The organism is Stenotrophomonas maltophilia, assembly GCF_006974125.1.
GTDB classification, from domain to species: Bacteria; Pseudomonadota; Gammaproteobacteria; order Xanthomonadales; family Xanthomonadaceae; genus Stenotrophomonas; species Stenotrophomonas maltophilia_O.
In genome coordinates this window covers 2,198,329-2,215,739 of record NZ_CP037858.1, presented here as the reverse complement: position 1 = coordinate 2,215,739, position 17,411 = coordinate 2,198,329, and the positions used below count along the sequence as shown (strand labels likewise).

Annotated in this window: 13 protein-coding genes and 1 pseudogene; 10 read left to right on the top strand and 4 right to left on the bottom strand. The window is 62.4% G+C overall.

All coding sequences use genetic code 11. The annotated features are described in order from the left end of the window. Positions 1-43 precede the first annotated feature (43 nt). Positions 44-742, top strand: a complete 699-nt coding sequence (locus EZ304_RS10115; RefSeq protein WP_142806945.1) for an SCO family protein — start codon at positions 44-46, stop codon at positions 740-742. Between the two features lie 165 nt (positions 743-907). On the opposite strand, the gene EZ304_RS10110 is transcribed toward EZ304_RS10115, so the two are convergent. Both EZ304_RS10110 and EZ304_RS10105 read right to left on the bottom strand, forming a co-directional pair. Continuing rightward, positions 908-1,501 carry a S8 family serine peptidase gene (locus EZ304_RS10110; protein ID WP_142806944.1) on the bottom strand — a complete coding sequence of 198 codons (594 nt, stop codon included), beginning with the start codon at positions 1,499-1,501 and terminating at the stop codon, positions 908-910. Next, the gene (locus tag EZ304_RS10105; RefSeq protein WP_099554841.1) at positions 1,501-3,267 is read right to left on the bottom strand and encodes a S8 family serine peptidase; all 1,767 of its coding nucleotides are present in this window, start codon (positions 3,265-3,267) and stop codon (positions 1,501-1,503) included. The genes EZ304_RS10110 and EZ304_RS10105 overlap by 1 nt, the downstream gene beginning before the upstream one ends. Before the next feature lie 252 nt (positions 3,268-3,519). Between EZ304_RS10105 and EZ304_RS10100 the strand changes: the two genes are divergently transcribed. The 3 genes from EZ304_RS10100 to EZ304_RS10090 all read left to right on the top strand — a co-directional run bounded on the left by EZ304_RS10100 (position 3,520) and on the right by EZ304_RS10090 (position 5,783). Continuing rightward, positions 3,520-3,930, top strand: coding sequence for a hypothetical protein (locus EZ304_RS10100; RefSeq protein ID WP_260678427.1), 411 nt, complete (start codon positions 3,520-3,522; stop codon positions 3,928-3,930). Positions 3,931-4,039: 109 nt separating this feature from the next. Further along, the gene (locus tag EZ304_RS10095; protein WP_142806942.1) at positions 4,040-4,480 is read left to right on the top strand and encodes a DUF2231 domain-containing protein; all 441 of its coding nucleotides are present in this window, start codon (positions 4,040-4,042) and stop codon (positions 4,478-4,480) included. Beyond that, positions 4,473-5,783 carry a PQQ-dependent sugar dehydrogenase gene (locus EZ304_RS10090; protein WP_142806941.1) on the top strand — a complete coding sequence of 437 codons (1,311 nt, stop codon included), beginning with the start codon at positions 4,473-4,475 and terminating at the stop codon, positions 5,781-5,783. The genes EZ304_RS10095 and EZ304_RS10090 overlap by 8 nt, the downstream gene beginning before the upstream one ends. Before the next feature lie 90 nt (positions 5,784-5,873). Here EZ304_RS10090 and EZ304_RS10085 read toward each other — a convergent pair whose 3' ends face one another. After that, a complete protein-coding gene (locus tag EZ304_RS10085) occupies positions 5,874-6,536 on the bottom strand; it encodes an exopolysaccharide biosynthesis protein (protein ID WP_099554847.1) in 663 nt (220 codons plus the stop codon). A gap of 149 nt (positions 6,537-6,685) precedes the next feature. Here EZ304_RS10085 and yidA point away from each other — a divergent pair, with 149 nt between their 5' ends. The 3 genes from yidA to EZ304_RS10070 all read left to right on the top strand — a co-directional run bounded on the left by yidA (position 6,686) and on the right by EZ304_RS10070 (position 10,694). Continuing rightward, the gene (gene yidA, locus EZ304_RS10080) at positions 6,686-7,519 is read left to right on the top strand and encodes a sugar-phosphatase (RefSeq protein ID WP_142806940.1); all 834 of its coding nucleotides are present in this window, start codon (positions 6,686-6,688) and stop codon (positions 7,517-7,519) included. 364 nt (positions 7,520-7,883) lie between these two features. After that, positions 7,884-10,202: a TonB-dependent receptor gene (locus tag EZ304_RS10075; protein ID WP_142806939.1), complete on the top strand. Its 2,319-nt coding sequence runs from the start codon at positions 7,884-7,886 to the stop codon at positions 10,200-10,202. Positions 10,203-10,307: 105 nt separating this feature from the next. Further along, positions 10,308-10,694 (top strand): hypothetical protein, encoded by a 387-nt coding sequence (locus tag EZ304_RS10070; protein ID WP_099554853.1) that lies wholly within the window; start codon positions 10,308-10,310, stop codon positions 10,692-10,694. Positions 10,695-10,818: 124 nt separating this feature from the next. Here the strand turns inward: EZ304_RS10070 and EZ304_RS10065 are convergent. After that, positions 10,819-11,301 (bottom strand): annotated as a pseudogene (locus EZ304_RS10065) (ATP-binding protein); the annotation flags it as partial. Positions 11,302-11,620: 319 nt separating this feature from the next. Between EZ304_RS10065 and EZ304_RS10060 the strand changes: the two are divergent. From EZ304_RS10060 to EZ304_RS10050, 3 genes are read left to right on the top strand one after another with little or no spacing between them, the layout of a single operon-like run. Continuing rightward, positions 11,621-12,796 (top strand): site-specific integrase, encoded by a 1,176-nt coding sequence (locus tag EZ304_RS10060; RefSeq protein WP_142806938.1) that lies wholly within the window; start codon positions 11,621-11,623, stop codon positions 12,794-12,796. Then, positions 12,793-16,320, top strand: a complete 3,528-nt coding sequence (locus EZ304_RS10055; RefSeq protein ID WP_142806937.1) for a VPA1269 family protein — start codon at positions 12,793-12,795, stop codon at positions 16,318-16,320. Before EZ304_RS10060 ends, EZ304_RS10055 begins: the two co-directional genes overlap by 4 nt. Beyond that, complete coding sequence (locus EZ304_RS10050) at positions 16,313-17,011, top strand: hypothetical protein (protein WP_142806936.1); 699 nt, start codon at positions 16,313-16,315, stop codon at positions 17,009-17,011. Before EZ304_RS10055 ends, EZ304_RS10050 begins: the two co-directional genes overlap by 8 nt. The last annotated feature ends 400 nt before the right edge of the window (positions 17,012-17,411 follow it).

The window sequence follows — 17,411 nt, the reverse complement described above, 5'->3', positions numbered from 1 at the left end:
CCTGACCGAGACCCCGCCCGCGCCTGCGTTGGTGGTACCCGTGATGCGTCTTGCCGTTGTTGCCCGTTCGTTGCTCTCTCCCCGTTTCCGCCTGCCGCTGCTGGCCGGACTGGCCGTCGGCCTGCTGACCGGCTGCAGCGCGCAGTCGCGCATGGACTTCTACTCCAAGGACATCGCCTGCGAAGAGCTCGGCCAGCATTGGTCGATGCCCGACAGCCACGGCACCGTGCGTGGCCCGAAGGACCTGCAGGGGCAGGTGACCTATCTGTTCTTCGGTTTCACCAGCTGCCCGGACGTGTGCCCGACCACGATGGTCGAGCTGAGCCAGGTCAAGCATCTGATGGGCAAGGATGCCGACCAGCTGCAGGTGGTGTTCGTCAGCGTCGACCCGGCCCGCGACACACCCGAGGTTGCGCGCACCTATGTGGAAGCCTTCGACCCCAAGGCGATCGCACTGGTCGGCAACGAAGCACAACTGGCCGCGATGGCCAGCGACTTCAAGGCGTTCTACGAGAAGGAACCCGGCCAGGTGCCGGAGACCTACACCATGAGCCATATCGCGGGCGGTTACGTGTTCGACCGCCAGGGCCGCCTGCGCCTGTTCGCGCCCTACGGCATGCCGGTGGAGAAGCTGTTCTCCGACGTGCAGCGCCTGCTGCTGGAACCGGCTCATCCAGCCGCCGGCAACGACGCACTGGCCAGCTGCAGCCGCAAGCACAGCGACACGCTCGCCGCCCGGTAACGCCGGGCCATGCGCGGCTGATGCCGCCTGTTCGTCGCGCCCGCTGCCCCGGTAGATGTCGACCTTGGTCGACACGTGGGTGCCGACCGTTGGTCGGCACATCCCCCCACACCAATCCCCCGGCCGGCCAGGAGAGCTAACCGGCCGGGGGCACCACTCAACGCTTTACTTGGATTCTTCCCACTGCACCACGTCCGGCTCGGCCGCCTTGATGCCGGCGGTCGACAGCAGCTTGGTGGTCGCATCCAGCGCCGCATTCACCGACGGGTACTCCACAATCGCGCGGCCCGAGGCCTTGGATACCTTCACCACGGTGCCGCCGGTGGCGGTGGCTGCACGCTGGGCCGAGGCCGCATCGGTGAAGAACACCTTGACCCGCGAGGTCGCCACTACCGGTGCGCCATCGTTGGAGACGGCGGCGGCGAACTTGCTGGCTCCGGCATCCAGGCGTGCGGTCGCGCCCGACGCGGCATCGGTAGAGCGCTTGCTGCGGGTGCCCGCTGCAGGTGCGCTGGCAGCGCTGCCCTGGGTGATCTTGAACTGACCCCCGCTGGCCTGCTGCACGGTCGCCGAAGGCGCCAGCTGGAAGCGTGAGCCGCCCACATCGAACGAACGGCCGGTGGCTGCCGCTTTCAGCGCCTGTGCATCCACGGTCGAAAGGGTCTTGTCTGGCGGCGTCTGGCCCGAACTCTGGGCCCAGGTGGTGGTGGTCATCGCCGCGAGGGCGAGGGTGCTCAACAGAATGGTCGTCTTCATCATCAGTGCCCCAGAACGCGGATCTTGAAGAATTCGAGGTTGCCACGCGATGCAGCGTTCGCGGCCTGCCCCAGGTCGGTCACTTCCAGTGTCCAGGTGCCGCTGGCGTTCTCATCCAGGAAGGCATTGCTGGACAACAGGTCCCAGCTGGTGAAGTTGCGCTGCACGCCACCGGTACCCGAGCCGATCGCAGTGAAAGCCGGCTGCACCACGCTGCGGGTGCCACTGGGCGAGATCAGCACGAACTGCAGCTGGCGGGTGTTGGTGTGGCTGACGCGGAAGCCGAGCTGCACGCTTTCGATGTTGCGCGCGCCGTTGGCCAGCTGGAAGGTGAGGCGTGCGGCGGCCGCCGAGGTATTGCCGATGGCCACGGTGCGCGTCGTATTGCGCCAGCCGCTGTCTACCAGCGCACCCAGCGACTGGAAGTTCTCCGCCACCTGCACTGCACGCGCGGCATTGACCACGCCGAAGCCGTACCAGTTGCTGTAGGCGCGGCCGGCGGCGTTCACTGTCCACCCGGGCACCAGCACGCGGCCGTCGGAATGGGTCACTGCCGCCTGGTTCGGGTCGTTGCGGGTGGCCGTGGTGGCCAGGATGTACTTCACATCGCGGTAGGACAGGTTCGGGTTGGTTTCCAGCACCAGTGCCGCGACACCCGACACCATCGGCGTGGCGGCCGAGGTGCCGTTCATCTTGCCGGTGTAGTTGCAGGTGCTGTCGATGGCCGACTGGTCGCCGTCCAGGGTGTTCCGCAGGCTGCTGTTCTTGTTGCTGCCTTGAGCGCAGCCGGTGACGTCGGTGGTGAGGATGGCGGGATCGTAGCGGATCGCCAGCTGCCCCGGCACGACCTGCCGCTGCCAGCCGTTCTCACCGCCGAAGCCGGACACCCACAGTGCCGAGCCGGTGGACGAGTACGAGGAGCGGACACCGTCGGCACGCACCGCAGCCACGGTGATCACGTTGAACAGGTTGTTGCGTGGATCGCGGCCAGCCGGAACACAGCCGGTCCTGCGGTTCTTGGTGTCGTTGGTGCAGACGTCCTGGAACTGGTTGATCGCAGCATTGTCGAAGTTGTTGCCCGCTGCCTTCACATAGATGCCGCCGCGGCCACCGCGGGTGCCTGACAAGGCCTGCTCGTAGGCGGTGATGTCATTCTGGCTGTATGCGAACGGCAGGTTTGGATTGCCAGGGCCTGCGCCCCAGCTGTTGTTGAAGACCTGTACATCCGCCGATTCGGCACCGTCCCACCAGGCATATTCGATGTTGCTCTGCTGGTTGCCCTGGGCAGCCCTCGAAATCGGGTTGAACCCTTTCAGCGTCGCTGCCGGAGCCACGCCGCGCACGCCCAGATTGTTGGCCCCGACCGCGCCGGCGATGCCACCGACCATGGTGCCGTGGTTGTCGACGTCGGGATCAGGCGGCGTCGGATTGTTGGAACCGTTGGCGAAGTTCTTGCCTGCGACTGCCGCGATGTTGGCAGCCAGGTCCGGGTGTGCGATCTGCAGGCCATCATCGACGATGGCGATGGTGACGCCCTGGCCGCGGATGCCGTTGCGGAACAGCCCGTCCACGTTCAGATCGTTGCCGGCCACAGGCCGGGTATCGCCCAGCACGGCTTGTCCGGTGTTGAGCAGGTGCCACTGGCGTCCGGCCAGCGGGTCAGCCTGCTGGGCCTGGGCGGTGACGGCCAGGCTGCCCAGCACCAGGGCAGTGGCAAGGGCCAGGCGCGCGGAGCGCGGTGGCGCGGAGCGTTGCGTGTGTCGCTTCATACACGAATCCTTCTGTTGTGAATCGGCATGGCAGGACGGCGGGGCGGAACTGCCCCATCGCAACGAGCCAAACGCGACACAACGAAGAACCCCCTACCTCTTCACACACTCAATCTGCAGATGTGCCAATTACGTCACAAACGCTTAGTGCGTCTGGTTATGACAGTGCACACAAACATCTTCACGCCATCTTCGCGCGGTTGAATTTGAGTCGTGGGAAACAGGGAGAACTACTTGCAGATGACCACACACATGAAGAACGAACGGCAGCGCGGCCGTGCGCGCGCAGACCAGACCCCGCTCTCGGTCGCCGCCATCCGCAAGGTGGTGCTGGCCGTGCATACGCGCAGCCACGACTATGGCGACGATGCCGATATCGCCGAGTTGCTGCCCGAGCTGGCAGCATTCGGCATCACCACGGTGAAACCGCTGCGCCTGTTGATGAAGAAGCACCGTCGCGCGCTGCTGCAGGAGGAGCGGATCGTCATGCGACGCGCAGAGACGCTGCATCTGCGCACCGAGTGGCGGCCCGGTGGCATCGACGTGCATGCCAACACCAGCCGCTACGCCATTGGCGGCCTGGTCCGCACCAGCATGGAACACGAATTCGGCTTCGAGACGATGCTGCCCTTCCACGAGGTGCGCGAGGACGAATCCGCGTAGCGCGGTGCCTGTTCGGCGGGAGTGGCAATCCCATCCCGGCGTCATCGCGCGCCCTCACATCCCGCTGTGCTACTACACCCCGTGCACCCTTCCGCATCGGAGCACGATGATGGTCAATCCGCTCGCCCAGGCCCATCGCGGCCTTGGCACTACGCTGTTCAGCCTGTTGAACCCCATACCCTTCGGCTTCTTCGTCGGCGCCTTGATCTTCGATGCGATCTACCTCAACAACGCCGAGGTGATGTGGGGCAAGGCTGCGGCCTGGCTGATCACCTTCGGCCTGCTGATCGCCATCCTGCCGCGCCTGATCAACCTGTTCGCGGTCTGGCGCCGTAACGGCACCGCTACCCGCATCGACCGCATCGACTTCTTCCTCAACCTGGTCGCGGTCGTGCTGGCCATCTGGAATGCCTTCGTGCACAGCCGCGATGCCTATGCCGTCGCGGTGCCGGGTACGATCCTGTCGGCGCTGACCGTGGCCCTGATCGCCCTGGGCCTGATCCTGCTGTCACTGCAGCCGCCGGTGCTGCGGGGAGGTCGTCATGGCTAAGCACATCCCGCCCACCCTGGCTGCGCTGGCGCTGGCCGTCACCCTGTCGGCTTGCGCCGGCAAGGCCGAATACCACCCCACCGACCAGTCCGGTGCGAAGCCGCCGCTGCCGGCACCGAAGAACTTCCTGATGCCACCGATGCAGGTGCCACGGGGCGTGGGCTGGGCTGATGGCCAATCACCCACGGTGGCCGAAGGCCTGAAGATCGAACGCATCGCCGCCAACCTGCAGCATCCGCGGCGGCTGTTGACCCTGCCCAATGGCGATGTGCTGGTGGTGGAGGGCAATGGCCCCGGCGAAGAGCCGGTCACCACGCCCAAGCAGTGGATCGCCGGCAAGGTGAAGGCGCGCTCGGGCAAGGCCGGCAAGGGCGGCAACCGGGTCACCCTGCTGCGGCGCACGCCCGGCTCCAACGCCTGGACCCAACACGTCTATATCGAAGGCCTGCATTCGCCGTTCGGCATCCAGCTGATCGGCGACACGCTGTACGTGGCCAACACCGGCAACATCATGCAGTACCACTACGTACCCGGCGAAACCCGCATGTCCGACAAGGGCCGCGAGTTCACCGACCTGCCCAGCACCATCAACCACCACTGGACCAAGGAACTGCTGGCCAGCCGCGATGGCAGCAAGCTGTACGTGGGCGTGGGCTCCAACAGCAACATCACCGAGAACGGCCTGGCCGTTGAATACCGGCGCGCAGTGGTACTGGAGGTGGACGTGGCCACCCGTGGCAGCCGCATCTACGCCTCGGGCATCCGCAACCCCACCGGGCTGGATTGGGAGCCGAGCACCGGCCAACTGTGGGCAGTCGCGAACGAGCGCGATGAGATCGGTGCCGATCTGGTGCCGGACTACCTCACCTCGGTGAAGGAAGATGGCTTCTATGGCTGGCCCTACAGCTACTACGGCCAGCACGTGGACGAGCGCGTGCAGCCGCAGCGGCCCGATCTGGTGGCCAAGGCGATCGTGCCGGACTATGCCATTGGCTCGCACGTGGCACCGCTGGGCCTGCTGTTCTACACCGGGCAGGCGCTGCCGGCGCAGTACCACGGCGGCGCCTTCATCGGCGAGCACGGCAGCTGGGACCGCTCGCCGTTGAGCGGCTACGAAGTGGTCTACGTGTCATTCAAGGACGGCAAGCCGACCGGACGGCCGCAGACCGTGGTCAGCGGCTTTGCCTCGAAGGATGAAAAGACCCTGATGGGCGCACCGGTGGGCATGGCGATGGATGCCGAAGGTGCACTGCTGGTGGCCGACGACGTGGGCGACGTGGTGTGGCGGGTGTCGGCCAAGTAATTCTGTAGAGCCGAGCCCATGCTCGGCTTGCGCGCGCAGCGCGCGGGTTTCCGTGCACCGAACGAAGAGCAGCCGAGCGTGGGCTCGGCTCTACAGTTCCGCGGTACTGCTGCGGAACCCGCTGAACACCGACTCGGCGGCAAACCCGACGCCGCCCAGCAGCACGCCGAAATACACCATCGTGGCCACCACGAACGCGTAGCCCGCCGCCACCGCCGCGCCATCGCGCTGGATGAAGCCGATCGCAAAGGACATCAGCGCCAGGGCCGGCAGCGTGTTGCTGAAGGGAATCGGCCCGGCCGGCGCCATCAGCAGCAGGGTGGCCACGACCAGCGCCAGGTTGTTCAGGCGCATCATCTTCTTCGAGCGCACCATCACCGCCAGCCGCATCGGCCGCGACAGCCGCTCCATGCGGTGCACCCACTTCAGCGCACGGCCGAGGTTGGCCTTCAGCTTGTCGGTGGCGATCTCGCGGCGGGCGAGCTTCTGCGGCACCCATAGCGGGCGGTTGCGCACCCGGCTCAGGCCGATCAGCAGGATCGAAGCGCCAAACACCGTACTCAGGCCGGGAATCGATACGGGAATGATGAAGATGGCCGAGAGCAGGATCACGATCAGCAGCAGGCCTTCATCGCCCAGCGCACTGAGCAGGGTGCCGACGCTGACCTGTTCGCCGGGCAGCTCGTCGATCATCTGCTCGATCTGCTGGGCCAGGGGGGCGCTGTCGTTGGTTTCGGGGGCACGGTAGGTCATGCGTCGCAAGGTTCTCCAGGGAAGGGCGGTCAATGGGCCGTCCTGCGGTGGGGGACGCACAGGCTCCCGCAGTATCCCGGCCAGCGTGGGCAAAGAGGTGAACCGGGCATGAGGGGGTAAACTGGCGTGCCCCGCACGAGTTGAACGCAATGGACATGGGCCGCAGGCAATCGACCATCGAACTGGTCGCCATCGACATGGATGGCACCCTGCTGGACCCTACCCACACGCTCACCGCGCGGGTCAAACAGGCCATCGCGCAGGCGCGCGCGCTGGGCGTGCACATCGTGCTGACCAGTGGCCGCCCGGTGCCGGGCCTGGCACCGTTCCTGCACGAGCTGGGCATTACCGGCGACGACGACTACTGCATCGCCTGCAACGGCGGCCTGGTGCAGCGCATCGGCACCCGTGAAACCGTGGTCGAGTACCCGCTCAGTTTCGACGACTTCCTGTTCTGCGAGCAGATGGCCCGCGAACTGGGCGTGCACTTCCAGGCGCTGGACAGCCAGCGCATGTACACGCCCAACCAGGACATCAGCTACTACACCGTGGCCGACTCGCATCTTTCGCGGATGCCGCTGTCCTACCGCCGCGTGGAAGACATGGACCCGTCGATGTCCTTCATCAAGCTGATGATGATCGACGCGCCGGACGTGCTGGATGCCGCCATCGCGCGCCTGCCCAGCGAACTGACCAAGCGCTTCGCGGTGCTGAAGAGCGCACCGTTCTTCCTGGAAGTGTTCGACCGCCGTGCTGGCAAGGGCCCGAGCCTGCAGAAGCTGGCCGAGCACCTGGGCATCGACCGCGCCAACGTGATGGCCATCGGCGACCAGGAGAACGACCTGACCATGCTGCAGTACGCCGGCACCAGCGTGGCAATGGGCAATGCCATCGATGCGGTGAAGGCGGTGGCGCGATTTGAAACCACCAGCAATGCCGACGAAGGCGTGGCGCGTGCGATCGAGCGTTTCGTCCTGCAGTAACCGCGCGTCCCTATGCCCTGGTAGGTGCCAACCTTGGTTGGCACACACAAACGGCAAGCGCCGACCAAGGTCGGCCCCCACCACGCCGGGGCTATACCCACGTATAGCCCACCCATCCCCACCGCCATCGACGCTGTACCACGGTGCAATGGCGGATGCGGCAGTGCGATGCAAGAATTTCGCACGTCGAAATCACGCCATCGAATCCCACGGCAGATGATCGTCCTCGTCTGCCACTGACCGGCGCGCACCGCGCGGTCATCCCCTCAACGCAATCGCATCGCCAGCCAGGGCGCCGACACCGGCGCTGCATCGCGCTGGGCGTGCGCCTGCGCCGCTCTCCCCCTGCACCCTGGATCTGCCCATGAACACCCCGCCCACGACGCGCCTCGCCCTGGCCATCATCGCGGCCATCACCGCACCTGCGTACGCCGCAGAAACGCACGATGCCGCGCACGACTCGCCCACCACGCTCAACGCCCTGCAGGTCATCGCCACGCCGCGCGGCGCCGCCGTTGCACCGACCCAGGTGGTTGGCCCGAACCGCTACATCATCAAGGCCGAAGACCTCGACGCGATGGTCACCGGCAACAACGGCCTGGCCATGCTCAAGCAGGTACCCGGCGCCAGCTACACCGCCACCGACGGGCTGGGCCTGGACATCTCGGCCACCAGCCTGTTCGTGCGCGGCTTCCGCATGAATGAAATGGGCATCACCTTCGAAGGCGTGCCGCTGAACGACAACGGCTTCCTCTCGCTTACCGGCACCAGCGTGGTGAACGTGGGCGTGCCCGATGGCATCGGCGCGATCACGGTCAGCCCGGGTGGCGCACCGGTCAGCGTGTTCTCCAGCAGCGTCAACGGCGGCAGCCTGGAATACCGCCTGCGCGAGCTGCAGGACACGCCCAGTCTGCGCGTGAAGCAGGGCGTGGGCAGCAACAGCACGTTGGTCACCACCGTATCCGGGCAGAGCGGCCAGCTGGGCGAGCATGGCCCGAAGGTGCTGGTCGACCTGCAGCGTGTGTCGGCCGACAAGTACCAGGGCGAGGGCACGCAGAACTTCCTGCGCGGCGACCTGAAGCTGCAGCAGGACGTCGCCTGGGGTGACTTCACCGTGTTCCTGTCCGACAGCAAGGCCAAGGTGTGGGGCTACAACAACATCTCCTTCGACATGATCCGCAAGCTGGGCTGGAAGGCCGACATCTTCTATCCGGACTACGCCTGGGCCTGGTACGTGGCCTCGCCGGAGAACGCGGACAAATCCTGCGGTGCCTATACCTGTGGCGAGCTTTCCGAACTGATTCCGTACGACACCGGCCAGACCACCCGCGACCGCGTGTCCTCGATCAACCATCGTTTCCAGATCACCCCGGCACTGAACGGCAACGTGCAGCTGTACAACGCCAACAGCCACACGCAGGCCACGCTGACCGACCCCACCGTGCCGTCACCCAACGGCGCACCGTTCTCCGAACAGGTGCAGACGCCGCGCCTCAACCGCCTGGGGGGCATGCTCAACCTGCAGTTCGAGACCGGCGCGCACACCCTCACTGCCGGTTTCTGGCAGGAGAAGAGCAAGGCCGCGGCCAAGACCGAGTGGTACCAGCAGCCGCTGCTGGGCGAAGGCCCGCCATTGAAGGCCACCGGCCCGTTCGACGTGTACGGTCCAGCGTTCAAGACCGACAACGCATCGAGCTGGGTGACCCGCTCGCGCCAGTTCTACCTGCAGGACGACATCGTGTTGAACGACACACTGAAGCTGGGTGTCGGCTTCAAGGCCGTGGATTTCCGCACCAGCGGCGGCGGCCTCGGTGACGCCAAGGACCGGCCGGTGAACGGCACGCTGCGCGCGAAGAGCAGCTTCCTGCCGCATGTCTCGCTGTTCTGGAGCCCGACCGAATCCACCGATGCCTTCATCGACCTGGCCAACACCATGAACGGCTACCGCGTCGCCCAGCGCGGCAACATCGGCTACACCGCCTCGGCGTGGACCATCACCGACCAGGAAGAGTTCGACCGCGTGGCGGGCACGCTGCGCCCGGAGAAGAACTGGAACCTCACCGTGGGCGCATCGCATCGCTTCGACCGGCTGACGATCACCGGCGATGTGTTCTACAACGACATCCGCAACCGACTGCTGTCGGCCGCCATCGGCACCCAGTTCGCGCAGATCAACACGGTGCGGCTGATGCCGAAGATGCACGTGATCGGCGCTGACCTCGGCATCACCGCGGACCTCACCGACCACCTGCAGTTCTACCAGGGCGTGGCCGTGGCCCGTTCGTACTACGACAGCGATTTCGTGGTGGGCGACACGGTGTACCCGATCAAGGGCAACGCCCAGCCGGGCTACCCGCAGATCTCGCTGGTCAGCGACCTGTCGGCGCATTTCGGTGACTGGCGTTTTGGTGCCACCAGCACCTCCTACCTGCGCCAGCCCTTTACCTACGAGAACGACATCCGCGTGCCGACCTTCTGGCAGGTCAACACCTATGCCGCCTACCGCTTCGGTGCGGATAGCGCCGTGCCCGGCCTGGAGCTGCGGCTGGACGTGAGCAACCTGTTCAACCGCCACAACATCGGCACTGCCACCATCGCCGGCTCGTCGTTCTCGGGGGATTACCAGACCCTGCAGCGCAGCGCGCCCCGGCAGCTGATGTTCAGCACCTCGATGGCCTTCTAGGTAGATCCACGCCATGCGTGGATGCACTTGGCGGCCCCCCCAACCCACCTGGCCCCCCTTGGGCAATCAACAGGGATTTTCTGGCGGCGGCGCAAGGTTCCCACAATGTTGCTGGGTCATCCTGTCGGCATGGCTCAGTACAACCCGCGATCACCGTTGTTTGACATCCGGAGCCCGGGACGGCTCAGGCAGGCGCCCTCCGTGACGCCTGTGATCGACCTGCAGGCCGAGTACCAGTTCTGGCACGTCTACGAGCGCGTGGTCCGTCCGTTGCCCGGTGGGGGGCTGCGTCTGGCCTGGCTGGTGTGCCAGAAGGTGTACCGGGACCGGTGGCAGCACCCGAACGACAGCGACGCGGCGGGACTGTCGCGGGTGCTGTTCGGCGACAACATGACGGCTGACCGGGCGTCGGAGCTGGCGGAGCTGCACGCGCTGGTCAGCCGTCGGGTGGCGTTGCTGGCAAAGCGGGGGCGGGTGGATTCCGCGGCGTGATGCGCGCCCTTGGTGGGGTCGACTGTTGGTCGACCGCTCTTCGCATCCACTCCACAGAGCGCCGCGCTTCGCGCGCGAGTCGACCAAGGGTCGACTCCACCAATAGCCAACCCGACCGGCATTTCTAGGGCTTTCCCCGATCCAACTGCCGATACCCGATCGCCTCAGCCAGATGCGCAGTCTGGATGTCCCCACATCCGGCCAGATCCGCAATCGTGCGCGCCACCCGCAGAATCCGGTGCATGGCCCGTGCGGAAAGCTGCAGACGCTCGATGGCCTGCTCCAACAGATCCTGATCGGCCTCGCTCAGTTTCGTGCAGGCACGCAGCGCCGCCGGCAACAGATGCGCATTGAGCCCACCACGCGCCTGCTGCCGGCCATGCGCGGCTTCCACCCGCTCACGCACCGATGCGCTGGGCTCACCCAGCGGCGTGCTCTCCCGCAGCTCCACCGCGTCCATCCGGGTCACGCCGATATGCAGGTCGATACGGTCCAGCAGTGGGCCGGACACCCGCGCACGGTAACGGTTGATACGTTCGTCGCTGCACAGGCAGCGGTTGCTGCGGTCACCGGCCCAGCCGCACGGGCAGGGATTCATCGCGGCCACTTAGTGGGGGGTTCACTGATGTCATTTAGGGCGAAACGCGAAGCTTGACGAGGGAAGCTGGGAGTCCATAAATTAGGGGTGCTGCTAGCCGAGTCCCCCGGAGATGAGTTCGGAGCCGCTGCCATATCGCCCTTGGCGTATCATCTATATCCCTGTCGTGGAACGACAAGGTGGGTTGTTCCCTTTCTTGTTTCTGAAAAACGGTCTTCCAAGTGCAACAGCGGCTCTATGGGCGCGAGCGCTGAGCTCGGAAAATTGGAGTGACTCAAAGATCGAGGCTCACCTTCGGGCCGTTGGTACGTTCTACGCGTTCTGCCAAATGAAGTGCGGCGGCGAGGCTCCGCTTACCGGTGATCTGTACGTGCTCGTGCAGGAGTATGCCGAGGCTAGATTTCGCGGCACTTGGATTGCCGGTGAAGACCCAACGGGCCTCTACTGGAGGCGGGTCCGAATCTCAACTGTGAGCGAAGAGATCCGGGCGCTGGATCGCTACTCCAGGTTTGTGGCCAAGCTGCACGACTCCCCTGTGTTCAATCCGGACGAGCATGCCCTAGTCAAGGTCGCTCGATTCTATCGGTCTGCCCGCGAAGCTGGCCGGAGCGATGCGCTCGTCCATCTGAGAGGAGTACGCCGACGAAGAAGCAAAGCAGCTCCGACGATAAATCGCAGAATGACCGAGAGTGACAAGGCGGCTATGCGGGCGAAGCATCTCTCGCCGACGGAAATGATAGAGACGGTAGAGCATGGGGCACGGTCGCCAAGAGACAAGATGTTGTTACTGCTGCTTGGCTATGCGGGACTTCGCATCTCTGAGCCACTGCATCTGTATGTCAATGACGTTGTCGAGTTGTTTCGCGAAACGGGTGCATCGAAGATTCGCCTTGAGCATCCCGAGAATGGGAGTTGCGTGTCGTCGACTACAGAGGATAGGTCTGGCTTCCTCGCAAGGGTGTACAAGCGCCTCCCGCGAAGCCAACTGGGAAGGGGACATCGTGAGTTTGCAGGGTGGAAGGGAATGGTTCTGACCGAAGCTGATTCCGCAAACAGATATGCTTTCTGGCTGGAGGAGAGCATCACGGGCAGGTATTTTCGCCGCTGCCTTGAAGCGTACTTCGATGATCACAAGTCATTGCTCAGGACGGGGCGCCTTCGCCACCCGTATCTCTTTTTCAACACCACGCGTAATGGAGCATTGAACTATGGGCAACCATTGAGTCTTTCGTGCGCACACGAGCTGGTTGATAGAGCGTTCAGGCGTGTAGGGATAAGGGCAGGATCGCACGCATGTCGCCACCACTATGGCTTCTATGCCGCTGACGTACTTCAGATCCCTCAAGAAACGCTGATGAGGATGATGCACCACAGCTCGATTGTCAGCACAGATACCTACTACCATGTCAGCGCCGCTTCTGTCAGGGCGAGGATCTCGGGAACTGACATCCGCAGAATTCCATACGCGAGGCCAGAATTCCCAAGCAGCTGGGGTAAGCCGTGACACAGCTCGATCACGTTACACAGGACATTTCTCAGCTACAGCACTATCGTGGATTGGGCAGCAGTTGCGAGATCGTCTTCAACGCATGTCCGGATAAGTTCGTCGTTACGGGAACGATTTCGCCAATCGAGTGGCGCGATGTCGGTGTAGAGGTTGAGCGTTCGATAGTCCTCAAGCTTACAAGCTCGATGACGGAATTTCGGGAGGATAGGAATGTCATTCGTGCTTTTGACTTCAAGGCATCAGAGGACGGCACGCCTGGTACGCTCCATTACCTGCGCCAAACCTGGTTGTTACGCGCGATTGGTGATCAACTAGAACTGAAGTCGGGCCAGAGTCTCTCCCAGGCGCTAGCGCTTCTCAGCAAAGACGACCAGATCCGACTGTGGCGTCGCATACAGCCGGAAGATCTGGCAGGGGTCCGAGTTGCTTTTCAGGAGGGTCGGATTAAGAAAGTCGACTTGCGTCTGAGCACTGTGTTCAGCTGCGAAGATCCTCTGGCCATGGTGGATCAACTCATCTCTCTCCTTTCCCTGCCGGCAGCGAGAGGTCAGAAGTACTCGGGTATACGGAAAGAGCTGATCGCTGGATCCTCATTCAAGAAGATCGTCCATCTGATCCTGACAACGCTCTGGCGCCGCGGCCTTATTTTTTACTCTCTCGCGATGACAGAGTCCTTGGTTGCAGAGGCTAAAGCTGAGACAGGGCTAACCATCCGTAGCGGTTCTCTGGTACAAGTTCTTCAGGATCCTGATCTTTTCCCGAACGAACTGTTCAGGCGCGTTTGCACCCTTGAAATCAAGGCGCTCGGCAAGCGGGCGGATGCAACTCAGAATCTGTACTTGTCATGGTTTCTCCTTTCGACTAATTGCAGCGACATCGGTGACATATCACCTGAACTGTTGACAGCAACTCGTGATTTCAAGCTCGCGTCCTACAAATGGTGGGAGCTTCTCCGAGTAAGCTTCGAATCGGTGCACGGCTCAGCTAGCTTTCCAGTTCCCCCTCGATCCAGGGTGTTTGGGGAAGTTCGCACTCGGTCACTTGAGTGGGTCCTGCGCGAAGATGCCCGACTCTCTATTTGGACGGAGCTGTATGAGCGGATGTTTGCGTCGGAGTACAAGACGTACACCCCTCAGCAGTACACTGATGCTAGACACTTCTTCCGTTGGCTTATGACTTTGGAGTCGTGGCCATCTCCTCAGGCACTTGACCACAAGCAGGTACGGAATGATGGGCAAGACCGTGATGGCAGTTCATTTCGAGAGTACTTGGATAACTACGTCACAAAGACGACCAGGCAGAAGCCCGGTCCTTTAAGAGCAGCATCCAAGACAGGCGCAATGCGCCAGCTTTACCGCGTAATGGATTTCAACAGGCAAGAGAACTTGGGCGCGATTGCGCTCGATCAGCGATTGATTGGGTCTTTGCGAGTTGATAACCCAGTTGCAGAAGGTGACTGGATTTGGAAGCAGGCCGCCCCACGACGGACTCATCGCTCTGCTGTCGGGACGGACGTGCTGGAGTTCTGCCGAGAACTGCTTCTTGATCGCGATGGCAGCGGTGTCCCAACGTTTGGCTGGCCGCAGTCACAGAGCTCCCTCAGGCGCGACTGGATCGTGGTCGATGGAGCACATAGCGGAAAGTGGCCATATGAACGCAGTCTGCCTGGGGGCCGAATTGAGATATGGCAGCCCACACGTGCGCTTGCGATCTATTTGATGCTTGAGTTGCCACTTCGCGGATTTCAGGTCAGGTGGCTCGACTCTGGTCTGGGCGACGAGTACGTGTGGGATATGCGCGCGGCGAGGCTTGTAGAGAACGATTCGGCGCTCGCTGAAATCTCTAGGAGCTTTGGTGTCTTCCGTCCCCTAACGAATGACGTGCTGTCGGGCAACGATCAGATTGGCATCTACGTCACTACAAACAAGACGCAGATGTGGAATCCCGAAGATTTTCGCGGATTCACTATTCCCTGGCCGGACGCGGAGATTTACTCCATCCTTGATATCCAGCGGGAGTGGTGCAAGGTTGCCGCAACAATTTTTCATACGGAGAAGTTGAGGCTGTCGGATGATGATCTCAACATCAAAGCCAATGTTGTCGACATCCTTCCGGGATTTCACGTGCTGTTTCGAGATGCCTCAAGCTTCGCAGGTGGCAATAGACCAGTATCGTCGGCAAAGATGGAGGCTCTCTGGGTACTGTTGTGCGGGGAAGCTCAGGTCGAATGGAGCAGGAGAGGAACGCCGCTACGGCTTCTCACTCAGAGATCGGGTGGCCGCGCGGACGCGAAGAGGGCCATTCACGACCTTCACTCCCTCCGAGTCTCGGGGATTACATCGCTGTATCTAAAGGGCGTTCCGGTAGAGATCATCAGCAAGTACATAGCGGGTCATGCATCGATCGCGATGACACTGCACTATGAGGCATCAGATCCCCGGGAGATACGCCGCAGGCTACATGCCTATCAGCATCGTTCTGAGTCGAACTCTGGGCGGGACGATGCCCGCCAGCTGATGGAGCGTCTCGAGTCAGGCGAATCGCTCTCTCCCGAGCTTCTTAAGGAGGTATTCGGTCAGGACGCATTCACGCGGCTTCTCATGTCAAACGACTTCCTGACCGAAAGCCAAGTCGGGATAGAGGCGGCTAAGCATGTGTCAGGAAGCTGGGTTTGGTATGGGGATGGAATCTGCCCCGGCGCTAAGTGCAGCGAGGGTGATGAGCTGGGAGGACCGGTAAAGGGCGGAGCCAGGAGCTGTGGGAACTGCAAGTTCTTTTTGACCGGAACCGCGTTCCTGTACGGGCAGGCTCACCGCTGCAATGAGCTCATGTACGATCTTCGCCGTCTCGGCCTGGAGCGCGAAAATTGCTACGCGATGAAGCGTCAGGCTGCTGTTGGATCGAAGGCGTACGTGAATGCTCAAGCTAGAATCGAGGAAATAGATGCGAACATCGAGCCGAAGCTTTCTGACCGGTGGGCACGGTATCAGCTTCTTCAGAAGAGCATTGCAGCTACGGAACGAATCGCTCCTCAAGGAGGAGCTCAGGCTCTGACGAGTGACGCGCCTCGCGAAGATTTTCAGGTTTCGGCGACTGTGACGAATCATGTCCAGCTTTTGAAGGAGTTGTCGCAGAGTTCAGATATCCTCAACGCTGGACAGGAGAACATGGGGCCTGTCTTGGAGCTCAACTCCATCATCAACGTGGTGCTCTCCAAATGTGGCATCGATCCCTTCTTGCTTGGCGTTCCGGACAGTGTTGGACGCGCGACAACCACCGTGGTTGCCGAGGCGATGCAGAATCTCTTCCGGATGCACTATAACTGCACGGACACAGACGCCTACAGACGGATTCAGAACGTCTATGAATCCGTTGACGCAATGGTTGACCCTGTACTCGCGGCGAGTTTGGCGAGCGTCGCAGATGCGTTCAAGCCAATGCTACAAGCTGGTGCATCGTCTGCAGTGACGTGGGATGAAGATGTCGGTGAGAGACTGCTAGGGAAGAAGGCGCATGACTGACCAAGTCGAAGATCAATGGGAAAGCTCAGAACTTCTGTATGAGTACATCTGCACTAAACCCGGGATTGACGTTCGGCTGAAAAAGTCAATTGACCGAATTAGGTCAGTCTGTAATGAGATCGCAGAAGAGGCACGTCGTCACAAGAAGCTTGGCGGAACATTCAAGCGCTCTCCGATCTTCATTGCGGAGGTTGGAAGGCGTTGCACGGAAACGTTTGGCGGACCGTCAGCTGCGTCGATCGTTCGCAACCGTTCCAAGGAGCCGCTCAAGGCTATCTACATTGAGCTAAGGTCCGAGGAGCTTAGGCTAGATCTGCGGATGCCAGCCACTGCTGATCCCTCGCGTTCAGACGACACGGCAGTTGCCGCATACGTACGGTCGCTGGAGCAAAGGCTCAGCGTGAGCGAGCAGATGGTGATTGGTCTTTCACAGACACTGCGTGGCCTTAGGCCAGTCTCGCTCCAGCAGGCGCTCATCTCCGGGACGCGAGAAGGAGATTCCCTTGACTTGGTCGCTGGAGCGCAGGAGAGGCCATCCGACACCGAAGTATCCGAGTTGATACAGAAGTTATTGGACGAGCGCCATCTCAGTCGGTTCGGTCTTCGGTTAGATCGCTCTGTCTTCAACAGCGCCACTGGGGAGGAACTGCTCTCACCCGAGGATGTCTCTACCCTTCAGCGTCTGAGGTAGATCGCTGCTTCTCAACCACGCGCTGATCGGCTGGCGGGAGCTCTGACCCACGACGTGTGGGGTCTTCGGTGCCGCGCGGCCCGCCTCCGCCTTCGGCTGTGCGCTAGGCCAAGCCAGCAGGCGCATGCTGGAACGTTTTAGCGACGAGAACTTGCGGCATGTGTAAGACGTATCGCGGAAGGGCAAAGCGTCCAGTAGTCACTGTCCGATCCCAAGAGGCTCCCTAGCGCAACCTCAATAGCTATAGGTCTGCGCCAGTCGGCGTTGGGCAAGAAGGAGAACTCCCTCGGGCCGAGTCTTGCTTCTTGCTCCCGTCGCTGAAGCCATCGCGATCTGATCTGCATCTCTTTACAAAGTGCTTGCATGGCGGCCTCTTCGTTCATCTCAGTCTGCAACATGA